A 10,386-nucleotide genomic window follows, 5' to 3' on the forward strand; every position below is an offset into this window, starting at 1 on the left:
CAGCCACGCCGTCATCCGCAGGGCTCGGCCGGGCGGGGGATGCCCCCGGACACCACGGGCCCCGAGCCTGGGGCGATGCGGCCACCCCTCAGCATGCCGACGACAGGACGCACGCGATGATCGACGCCCGGAACCTCACCAAGATCTACGGAGACAAGCGCGCGCTCGACGCCCCCACCTTCACGGTCCGCCCCGGTCTCGTCACCGGGTGCCTCGGCCCGCACGGCGCCCGCCAGCCCACCACCCTCCGCCTTCACGCGCGGCCCGCGCGCCCCACGCCAAGGCACCCCCGCGCACGGTGACGGGCCAGCAGCCGCCCCCCCTGTGCATGGCGCGCCACGATGGGGCCCGGTCCGGGCGGCGGGTGGAGGGCCGCCTGGTGGCGCCGGGGCCGGCCTGGGCGGGGGAGAGCAGCGCAGACGGCCGTGGCCGCGCCTCCGGTAGGAGGCGCGGCCACGGCCGTGCGGGCGGGGGCCGTCTACAGGTCGAGCGCCTCGGCGATCAAGGCCGCCTGTTGCACCGCGCTCGCCTTGTTCGACCCGGCGGCCGGCGAGGCCGACGCGGGACGCGACGCGACGCGGATCTGTCGGTCGAGGTGCTTCTGCAGCTCGAGAACGACGAACGGCCAGGCTCCCTGGTTCTCGGGCTCTTCTTGCGCCCAGACGAGCTCGGCGGACGGGTAGCGGTCGAGCACGCGACGGATCTCGTCGAGCGGCAGCGGGTAGAGCTGCTCGAGGCGGACGAGCGCGACGTCGTTCTGCACGCCCCGCTTGTCGAGCTCGGTCGAGAGGTCGTAGTGGATCTTGCCGCTGTGCAGCACGACGCGCTTCGTCGACTCGGGCTCGGACACCCGGGTGCAGTCGAGCACCGGCTCGAAGCGCCCCGAGGTGAACGCGTCGACCCCGCTGGTCGCTCCGCGCAGCCGCAGCATGGCCTTCGGGGTGAAGACCACGAGCGGACGACGCGGGCGGGCGTAGGCCTGACGGCGCAGCAGGTGGAAGTACGACGCAGGCGTCGACGGCCGGGCGATCGTCATGTTGTCCTCGGCGCAGAGCTGCAGGAAGCGCTCCATGCGGGCGGACGAGTGGTCGGGGCCCTGGCCCTCGTAGCCGTGCGGCAGCAGCAGCACGACGCTCGAGCGCTGGCCCCACTTCTGCTCGGCCGACGAGATGAACTCGTCGATGACCGTCTGGGCGCCGTTGCTGAAGTCGCCGAACTGGGCTTCCCACAGCACGAGCGCGTCGGCCCGCTCGACCGAGTAGCCGTACTCGAAGGCCATCGCCGCGTACTCGCTGAGCAGCGAGTCGTAGATCCAGAGCTTCGCCTGGTTGTCGGCGATGTTCTGCAGCGGCAGCCACTCCTGGCCGTTCTCGCGGTCGTGCAGCACCGAGTGCCGCTGCACGAAGGTGCCACGACGGCTGTCCTGACCTGCGAGGCGCACGGGCGTGCCCTCGGTCAACAGCGACCCGAAGGCGAGCAGTTCGGCGAAGGCCCAGTCGATGCCGCCGTTGCGGCTCATGTCGACGCGCTTCTTCAGCAGCTGCTGCAGCTTGGGGTGCACCGAGAACCCGGCCGGCGGGTTGTCGTGTGCGTCCCCGATGTCGTGCACGAGCTCGAGCGAGACCCCCGTGGTCTCGGGCTCGCCCCGGGCGTCGTCCTGCTGGGCCACGGGCCGCTCGAGGTCGGCGACGTCGCCGTCGTCGCTCGTGACGACCGGGATCGACCCGGTCTGCGCGGCGTGCGTCTCGGCGAAGGCGCGCTCGAGGCGCTCCTGGAAGTCGCGGTGGGCACCGTCGTACTCGTCTTGCGTGATGTCGCCGCGGCCGACGAGGGCCTCGGTGTACAACGTGCGCACCGAACGCTTCTGCTCGATGAGGTTGTACATCAGCGGCTGGGTCATCGAGGGGTCGTCGCCCTCGTTGTGGCCGCGTCGGCGGTAGCACACGAGGTCGATGACGATGTCGCGCTTGAACTGCTGACGGTACGAGAACGCCAGCTCGGCGACGCGGGCCACGGCCTCGGGGTCGTCACCGTTCACGTGGAAGATCGGCGCCTGGATCGTCTTGGCGACGTCGGTGGAGTACACCGACGTGCGCGACTCGGACGGCGGAGTCGTGAAGCCCACCTGGTTGTTGATCACGATGTGGATAGTGCCGCCCACGCGGTAGCCGCGCAGCTGCGACATCTGCAGCGTCTCGACCACGACGCCCTGGCCGGCCATGGCCGCGTCGCCGTGGATGAGGATCGGCAGCGTGCTGAAGGCCCCGGGCGTGCCCCGGTCTTGCTTGGCCCGCACGATGCCCTCGAGCACGCCGTCGCCGGCCTCGAGGTGCGACGGGTTCGCGGCGAGGTACACGGGGATCGTCTCGCCGACCGCACTCGTGAACTCGCCCTCGGTGCCGAGGTGGTACTTGACGTCGCCCGAGCCCTGGACGGTCTTGGGGTCTTGCGTGCCCTCGAACTCGCGGAAGATCTGGCCGTAGGTCTTGCCAGCGATGTTCGTCAGCACGTTGAGGCGGCCACGGTGGGCCATGCCGATCGCGACCTCGTCGAGGCCCTCGCGGGCGGCGTGCTGCATGACGGTGTCGAGCAGCGAGATGGTGGACTCGCCGCCCTCGAGGCTGAACCGCTTCTGGCCGACGTACTTGGTCTGCAGGAAGGTCTCGAAGGCCTCGGCCTCGTTGAGCTTGGCGAGGATGCGCATCTGCTCGTCGTGCGAGGGCTTCGTGTACGGCACCTCGAGGTGGTCCTGGATCCACTTGCGCTGTGCCGGGTCCTGGATGTGCATGTACTCGACGCCGATGGTGCGGCAGTACGAGTCGCGCAGGATGCCGAGGATGTCGCGGAGCAGGGCGTGGGTGCGGCCGCCCAGGCCGCCGGTGACGAACTCGCGGTCGAGGTCCCAGAAGGTGAGTCCGTGGCTCTCGATCGCCAGGTCGGGGTGCGTGCGCTGGCGGTACTCGAGCGGGTCGATGTCGGCCATCAGGTGGCCGCGCACGCGGTAGCTGTTGATCAGCTCTTGGACGCGGGCCGTCTTGCTGACGCGCTCGGCCAGGTTGACGTTGATGTCGGCGTTCCAGTGGATCGGCTCGTACGGGATGCGCAGCGCCGCGAAGATGTCCTCGTAGAAGCCGCGCTGCCCGATCAGCAGCTCGTGGACCTTCTTGAGGAACTCGCCCGAGCCGGCACCCTGGATCACCCGGTGGTCGTAGGTGCTGGTCAGCGTGATGGTCTTGCCGATGCCCAGCTCGACGAGCGTCTTCGAGGCCGAGCCCTGGAACTCGGCCGGGTAGTCGAGCGCGCCGGCGCCGATGATGGCCCCCGCGCCCTTCATCAGGCGGGGCACGCTGTGCACGGTGCCGATGCCGCCGGGGTTGGTCAGCGAGATCGTGTTGCCCTGGAAGTCGGCGGCGGCGAGCTTGTTGTCGCGGGCCCGCTTGACGATGTCCTCGTAGGCGGTGAGGAACTCGCCGAAGTGCATCTCTTCGGCCTTCTTGATACCGGGCACGAGCAGGGCGCGGGTGCCGTCGGGCTTCGGGATGTCGATGGCGAGGCCGAGGTTGACGTGCGCGGGGGTGACCACCGACGGCTTGCCGTCGACCTCGTCGTAGAAGACGTTCTGGCTGGGGAACTCTTTCAGCGCCTGGACGAGCGCCCAGCCGATGAGGTGCGTGAACGAGACCTTGCCGCCGCGGGCGCGCTTGAGGTGGTTGTTGATGACGATGCGGTTGTCGATCATCAGCTTCGCCGGGATCGTGCGGACGCTCGTCGCGGTGGGCACGGTGAGGCTGGCGTCCATGTTCGTGGCGAGCGACTTGGCCATGCCGCGCAGCGGCGAGACGACGTTCTCGGCCTCGGGCGTGGGCTGCTCGCCGGGAGTCGCGGGCTTCGCCTTGGCCTTGTCGGGCACCTGGGCCGGGATCGGCTTCGCCGCCGGCTCGACCGAGGTCGTGCGGGCGGCGGCCTTCTGGCCGGCGGCTGCAGCGGCCGCGGGTGCCGGGGCATCGGCTGCCGGCGCGGCAGCAGACGACGCAGGAGGCGCGGCTGCGGTCTCGACGGACGGTGCGGCCGGCGACGTGGGGGCGGAGCCGCCCTCGGGCGGCGTGTAGGCCTCGAGGATCGGCCACCACGACTCGTCGACCGAGTTCTTGTCGACCACCCACTGCTCGTAGAGCTCGTCGACGAGCCACTCGTTGGCCCCGAACTCGGCTGCAGCGCCGTCGTCAGTTGTACCGGTCACGTGGCTTGACACAGCCGATCGCCCACTCTCCGTTGATTGTTGATCAGTGCGTGGGCTGCGACGCCCACCTCTGCCAGCTTAAGCGCAAACGGCTGGTCCTCGGCGGGACGACTCACAGGGATTACCGTGGACCCATGCGGTTCTACGAGACGACCCCCACGCACGATCTGACCTACTCCGACGTGTTCCTCGTCCCGAGCCGGTCGTCGATCACCAGCAGGCTCGACGTGTCCCTCGCCCCGGGCGACGGCACGGGGGCCACGATCCCGATCGTGTCGGCCAACATGAACTCGGTCACGGGCCCTCGCCTGGCGGCGACCCTGGCCCGTCGCGGCGGCCTCGGCGTGCTGCCGCCGGACCTGCACCTGCAAGACCTCGACGCCGCCATCCGCTGGGTCAAGGCCCAGCCCGTCGACTACGCCACGCCCTACTCGCTCGACGCGGGCCAGACCGTCGAACAGGCGCTCTCCGTCGTCCCGGCCGTCGAGGGCCACGGCATCGTGCTGCACGACGGCACGGGGGCGTACCTGGGCTGCATCGCCACCTCCCGCCTGGCCACGGCCCCGCGGGACGCGGTGCTCGGCGACCTGCTGCACGGCGCCCTGACCTCGCTCGACGCCGACGACGTCGACAGCCCGCGCGACGCGTTCGACCGCATGGTGGCGGCCGACATCCACTTCGCCCCGGTGCTTCGGCACGGTCAGGTCGTCGGCACGGTGAGCCGCAAGAGCGCGCTGCGGTCGACGATCTACCAGCCCGCCGTCGACGCCGACGGTCGGCTGCGCGTCGCCGCGGCGATCGGCATCAACGGCGACGTCGCGGGCAAGGCGAAGGCCCTCGCCGCGGCGGGCGTCGACATGCTCGTGATCGACACCGCGCACGGCGACCAGGACGGCATGATCCGGGCCGTCCAGGCGGTGTCCGCCCTCGACCTGGGCCTGCCGATCGTCGCGGGCAACGGCGTCACCGAAGAGGCCGTCCGGCACCTCGTCGCGGCCGGCGCGTCCATCGTCAAGGTGGGCGTCGGCCCGGGCGCCATGTGCACCACCCGCATGATGACCGCCGTCGGTCGCCCCCAGTTCTCCGCCGTGCTCGAGACGGCGGCCGCCGCCCGTGCCCTCGGTGCGCACGTCTGGGCCGACGGCGGTGTGCGCTACCCGCGCGACGTGGCGCTCGCCCTCGCGGCTGGTGCGTCGTCGGTGATGATCGGCTCGTGGTTCGCCGGCACCATCGAGGCACCGGGCGAGCTGGCGAGCGACGAGCGCGGCCTCTACAAAGAGAGCTGGGGCATGGCCTCGACCAAGGCCGTGCGTGGTCGCTTCGAGCGCCTCGACCCGTACGAGCTGGCCCGCAAGACCCTCTTCGCCGAGGGCATCTCGTCGTCGAAGATCTACCTCGATCCGCTGCGTCCCGGCGTCGAGGACCTCCTCGACATGATCACCTCGGGCGTCCGCAGTTCGTTCACCTACGCCGGGGCGACGTCGGTTCCCGAGTTCGCCGAGCGTGCGCTCGTCGGCGTCCAGTCCGCGGCCGGGTACGAAGAGGGCAAGGCGCTCCCCGTCAGCTGGTGAGACGGGGGGCGAGGTCACGTGACGGGAACCGTGCCGGTGCCGTAAGATCGCCCGTCTATGGATGACCCTCCGTCTCAGACGACCGCACCCTCGCACCATCACACGCCGCGCCTCCTGACCTCGGGTGCTCCTACCGCCGAGTGGGGTGACTCCGTCCGGTGAACGAGTGGATACTGCTCGCGTTCGGCCTGCTGCTCACCGTCGGCACCGGCCTCTTCGTGGCCAGCGAGTTCTCGCTGGTCAACCTCGACCGGTCCGACCTCGAGGCACGCCAGTCCCGGGGTGAGAAGGGGCTCGCCCCGACCATCGGCGCTCTGCGCATCACCTCGACCCACCTGTCGAGCGCCCAGCTCGGCATCACGCTGACGACCCTGCTGACCGGCTACACGATGGAGCCCGCGATCTCGCGGCTCCTCTCGCCGCCCCTCACCGCGGTCGGCGTGCCCGAGGGGGTCGTCGCGGTCGGCGCCCCGATCGTCTCGATCGTCGTCGCCACCCTGTTGTCGATGATCATCGGCGAGCTCGTGCCGAAGAACTTCGCGCTGGCGTTGCCCCTCAAGACGGCCAAGCTGGTCATCCCGTTCCAGGTGCTGTTCACCACGGTGTTCAAACCGGCGGTGGCCCTGCTCAACAACACGGCCAACGGCGTGCTGCGGGCCATGGGCATCGAGCCGAAGGAAGAGCTGTCGGGTGCCCGCACGGCCGAAGAGCTCTCGTCGCTCGTGCGTCGTTCGGCGACCGAGGGCAGCCTCGACCGCGACACGGCGACCCTGCTCGCCCGCACGCTCGTCTTCAGCGACCACACCGCCTCCGACGTCATGACGCCGCGGCCCCGTCTGTCGACCGTCGCGCGCGGCGACTCGGCCGAGACCGTGCTCGAGCTGGCTCGACGCACCGGCTACTCGCGGTTCCCGGTGACGGACGACGGCATCGACGACGTCGTGGGCCTCGTCCACGTCAAGCAGGCCGTCTCGGTGCCGCGTGAGAAGCGGGCGGACGTGCCCGTCTCGGCGTTGCTGACCGATGCGGTCCGCGTGCCCGAGACGATGACCCTCGACAACCTGCTGAGCGAGGTCCGCGGTCGCGGTTACCAGATGGCCGTCGTCGTCGATGAGTACGGCGGAACCGCCGGGGTCGTCACCCTCGAGGACCTCATCGAAGAGCTGGTCGGCGAGGTCAGCGACGAGCACGACCGCAGCCGGGTCGACGTCGTCCGCTCGCGCAACTGGCTGACCTTCCCCGGTCTGCTGCGGCCCGACGAACTGCTCGAGCGCGCCTCGGTCAAGGTGCCCGAGGACGGGCCCTACGAGACCGTCGGCGGCTGGCTCATGAGCGAGCTCGGCCGCCTGCCCAAGGTCGGCGACGTGGTCGAGACCGACGACGGCGCGTTCCGGGTCGAACGGCTCGACGGCCGACGCATCGACCGCATCCGCTTCACGCCCACGCCCGACGACGTGCCCGAGGTTACGGCCACCGAGCCGGGCCGACGCGGCGCGAAGGCGCTGCCCGAGACGACGCTGCCCGAGACGACGCTGCCCGAGAAGGCGCGCACGGGCGTCGAGGACGACCGTCGCGCGGTCCGTACGAAAGAGGTGACCCGATGAGCAGCGACTGGTGGGGCATCGTCTGGCTCGTGGTGCTGCTGGCCGGCAACGCGTTCTTCGTGGCGGCCGAGTTCGCCGTGATCTCGGCCCGACGGTCGCAGATCGAACCCAAGGCCGAGGCTGGCAGTCGTGCCGCCAAGACCACGCTCTGGGCCATGGAACACGCGACGATGATGCTCGCGACGACGCAGCTCGGCATCACGATCTGCTCGTTGCTGATCCTCAACGTGTCCGAGCCGTCGATCCACCACCTGCTCGAGGGGCCGCTCGGTTGGACCGGGCTCAGCCCCGAGCTGGTCAGCATCGTGGGCTTCGTCATCACGCTCGTGCTCGTGTCGTTCCTGCACGTGGTGTTCGGCGAGATGGTGCCGAAGAACATCTCGTTCTCGCTGCCGGACCGCGCCGCCCTGCTGCTGGCCCCGCCGCTCGTCGCCATCGCCCGCGTGCTGCACGTGGTCGTGCTGGCCCTCAACCACTCGGCCAACGCCGTGCTGCGGGCCTTCAAGGTCGAGCCGAAGGACGAGGCGACCAGCGCCTACACGGTCGACGAGGTCGCGACGATCGTGGCCCAGTCGCAGCGCGAGGGCATGATCACCGACGCCACCGGCACGGTGCGCGCGGCGTTCGAGTTCACCGAGAAGACCGTCGCGCAGACGGCCGTCCCGATGGACGAGCTCGTCACCCTGCCCGAGGACGCCACGCCGCACGACGTCGAGCGCGCCGTCGCCCAGCGAGGCTTCTCGCGGTACGTGCTGGTCGACGACGGCGGCGACCCCACGGGGTACCTGCACCTCAAGGACGTCATCGACCTCGACGAGGACGAGTTCGCCGACCCGGTGCCGCCCAAGCGCATCCGCCAGCTGATCTCGATCTTCCAGGGCACCGAGCTCGAGGACGCCCTGGCGACCATGCGCCGCAGCGGAGTCCACGTCGCGCGGTCCTTCGACGAGACCGGAGCCACGCGTGGCGTGCTCTTCCTCGAGGACATCCTCGAAGAGCTCATCGGCGAGGTGCAGGACGCGACCCGGCGTCGTTGAGCGAGCCTGCGTAGACGACGCGACCCGCGCCTCCTGACCCCGAGAGGGTGAGGAGGCGCGGGTCGCGTCGTGTGGGGCCGCTGCGGCCCCGGGCGGCTCAGCGCACGCGGAACGGTGCGCGCTCGTACTGCGACGGCGTGTAGTCGATCTCGATCCCGAGCTCTGCCGCGGCGCGCAGCGGGAAGTGCGGGTCGCGCAGGAACTCACGCGCCATGAGCACGACGTCGGCCCGACCGCTGGCCACGACCTCGTTGGCCTGCTCGGCGCCGACGATGAGGCCGACGGCGCCGGTCTCGACGCGGCCCTGGGTGCGGACGTGCTCGGCGAAGCGGACCTGGTAGCCGAGGCCGACCGGGATGCTCACGCCGGCCACGAGGCCGCCGGTCGAGATGTCGAACAGGTCGGCGCCGGCGTCGTGCGCCCAGGCGGCGACGGTGGCGGTGTCGTCCTCGTTCCAGCCGCCGTCGGCCCAGTCGGTCGCCGAGAAGCGGACGAGCAGCGGGTACTCGTCGCCGACCTCGGCCCGGACGGCCGCGACGACCTCGAGCAGGAAGCGCGCACGGTTCTCGAGCGAGCCGCCGTACCGGTCGTCGCGCTCGTTGCTCAGCGGCGAGAGGAACTGGTGCAGCAGGTAGCCGTGGGCGGCGTGCAGCTCGATCAGGTCGAAGCCGGCGTCGACCGAGCGGCGCGCGGCGGCGCGGAACGCCTCGACGAGGTCGCCCACGGCCTCGGTGGTCAGCGCGACGGGCTCGTCGTAGCCCTCGAAGGCCACCGCCGAGGGAGCGACGGTGGTCCAGCCGCCCTGGTCGGCGGGGACGGTGCCCTGCGTCTCGCTCCACGGGCGGAAGGTCGAGGCCTTGCGGCCCGCGTGGGCGAGCTGCACGCCGGGCACGGAGCCCTGAGAGCGGATGAAGGCCGTGATCGGGCGGAACGCCTCGACCTGCGCGTCGTTCCAGAGCCCGAGGTCTTGCGGCGAGATGCGTCCCTCGGGCGTGACCGACGTGGCCTCGGCGATGACCGCACCCGCGCCTCCTCGGGCGAGCGAGCCCAGGTGGACGAGGTGCCAGTCGGTGGGGACGCCGTCCTCGAGCTCGGCCGAGTACTGGCACATGGGGGCGACCCAGAGGCGGTTGCGGAAGGCCCGGCCGCGCAGGGTGATCGGGTCGAAGAGGCCGACGCTCGCGCCGGTGGGCGCCGCGGTGGTGTCGGGGGTGGTCGTGGGGACTGCGTCCGTCTGGGTCACGAGGGGGGTCATCGCCTTTCGGTGGGGAGGGCCGCGAGCTCGTCGACGAAGCGTCGGAGGGGCTCGGGCCCGGTGTAGAGGTGCCCGGTGATGCCGAGCGCCTGGGCGGCCTCGACGTTGTCGGACCTGTTGTCGATGAACACCGTGTCGGCGGCCGTTGTTCCGAGTTCGGCCAGGACGTGCTCGAAGATCGTGGCCGACGGCTTGAGGTCGTCGAGTTCGGCGCTGACGAAGACGCGCTCGAACAGCTCGCCGAGGGGCGAGTGCCGGAACGGCGACGCGAAGTCGAGCCCGGCGTTCGAGAGGATCGCCAGGCGCGTGCCGCCGTCGGCCAGATCGGCAATCACGTCGAGGGTGCCGGGCTCGGGGACGAACCACGACGGGAAGTCGGCGGCCCAGAGCTCGTGCACGCGGGTGCGGGTCCAGGCGGCGCCGGTGTCGGACTCGATCGCGCGCCAGTAGGCGCCGGCGGTGAGCGTGCCGCGGTCGAGTGCGTGGCGGTGGCGGCCGTAGCTGGGCCAGAGCACGGCAGGGTCGACGCCGGCGAGCTCTTCGATGCGGCGGCGCGAGGCGTCGTCGGGGAACCGGGCGATCACCTCGCCGTAGTCGAAGACGACGGTGCGGCCGGGGAGTGAGATGCTCATCGATCCACCGTGTCGGCGGCCGCGGGTCGGGCGGGTCGGGCGAGGGC

General features: G+C 71.0%; 7 protein-coding genes. 4 read left to right on the forward strand and 3 right to left on the reverse strand.

Annotated elements, in window-relative coordinates; genetic code table 11:
• Positions 1-116: 116 nt before the first annotated feature.
• Positions 117-302 carry a hypothetical protein gene (locus AEQ27_RS02185; protein ID WP_054145199.1) on the forward strand — a complete coding sequence of 62 codons (186 nt, stop codon included), beginning with the start codon at positions 117-119 and terminating at the stop codon, positions 300-302.
• A 176-nt stretch (positions 303-478) separates the two neighbouring features.
• Here the strand turns inward: AEQ27_RS02185 and AEQ27_RS02190 are convergent, their stop codons facing one another.
• Positions 479-4,252 (reverse strand): multifunctional oxoglutarate decarboxylase/oxoglutarate dehydrogenase thiamine pyrophosphate-binding subunit/dihydrolipoyllysine-residue succinyltransferase subunit, encoded by a 3,774-nt coding sequence (locus AEQ27_RS02190; protein WP_082383167.1) that lies wholly within the window; start codon positions 4,250-4,252, stop codon positions 479-481.
• 122 nt (positions 4,253-4,374) lie between these two features.
• Here AEQ27_RS02190 and AEQ27_RS02195 point away from each other — a divergent pair, with 122 nt between their 5' ends.
• The 3 genes from AEQ27_RS02195 to AEQ27_RS02205 all read left to right on the forward strand — a co-directional run bounded on the left by AEQ27_RS02195 (position 4,375) and on the right by AEQ27_RS02205 (position 8,452).
• The gene (locus tag AEQ27_RS02195) at positions 4,375-5,811 is read left to right on the forward strand and encodes a GuaB1 family IMP dehydrogenase-related protein (RefSeq protein WP_054145201.1); all 1,437 of its coding nucleotides are present in this window, start codon (positions 4,375-4,377) and stop codon (positions 5,809-5,811) included.
• 158 nt (positions 5,812-5,969) lie between these two features.
• On the forward strand, positions 5,970-7,415 hold the full coding sequence (locus AEQ27_RS02200) for a hemolysin family protein (protein WP_082383168.1): 1,446 nt from the start codon (positions 5,970-5,972) through the stop codon (positions 7,413-7,415).
• Positions 7,412-8,452, forward strand: coding sequence for a hemolysin family protein (locus AEQ27_RS02205; RefSeq protein ID WP_054145202.1), 1,041 nt, complete (start codon positions 7,412-7,414; stop codon positions 8,450-8,452). Before AEQ27_RS02200 ends, AEQ27_RS02205 begins: the two co-directional genes overlap by 4 nt.
• Before the next feature lie 97 nt (positions 8,453-8,549).
• Here the strand turns inward: AEQ27_RS02205 and AEQ27_RS02210 are convergent, their stop codons facing one another.
• A complete protein-coding gene (locus AEQ27_RS02210) occupies positions 8,550-9,707 on the reverse strand; it encodes an NADH:flavin oxidoreductase/NADH oxidase (protein ID WP_082383169.1) in 1,158 nt (385 codons plus the stop codon).
• Positions 9,704-10,339 (reverse strand): HAD family phosphatase, encoded by a 636-nt coding sequence (locus AEQ27_RS02215; protein WP_054145203.1) that lies wholly within the window; start codon positions 10,337-10,339, stop codon positions 9,704-9,706. Before AEQ27_RS02215 ends, AEQ27_RS02210 begins: the two co-directional genes overlap by 4 nt.
• Positions 10,340-10,386 lie beyond the last annotated feature (47 nt).

Origin of the sequence: Frigoribacterium sp. RIT-PI-h (assembly GCF_001297205.1) — a bacterium.
In the GTDB taxonomy this organism is placed as follows: domain Bacteria; phylum Actinomycetota; class Actinomycetes; order Actinomycetales; family Microbacteriaceae; genus Frigoribacterium.

Excerpts from the sequence above, each read along its gene's own strand:
- AEQ27_RS02185 (WP_054145199.1), top strand. The coding sequence starts at position 117 with ATGATCGACGCCCGGAACCTCACCAAGATCTACGGAGACAAGCGCGCG.
- AEQ27_RS02215 (WP_054145203.1), bottom strand. The coding sequence starts at position 10,339 with ATGAGCATCTCACTCCCCGGCCGCACCGTCGTCTTCGACTACGGCGAG.
- AEQ27_RS02205 (WP_054145202.1), top strand. The coding sequence starts at position 7,412 with ATGAGCAGCGACTGGTGGGGCATCGTCTGGCTCGTGGTGCTGCTGGCC.
- AEQ27_RS02195 (WP_054145201.1), top strand. The coding sequence starts at position 4,375 with ATGCGGTTCTACGAGACGACCCCCACGCACGATCTGACCTACTCCGAC.
- AEQ27_RS02210 (WP_082383169.1), bottom strand. The coding sequence starts at position 9,707 with ATGACCCCCCTCGTGACCCAGACGGACGCAGTCCCCACGACCACCCCC.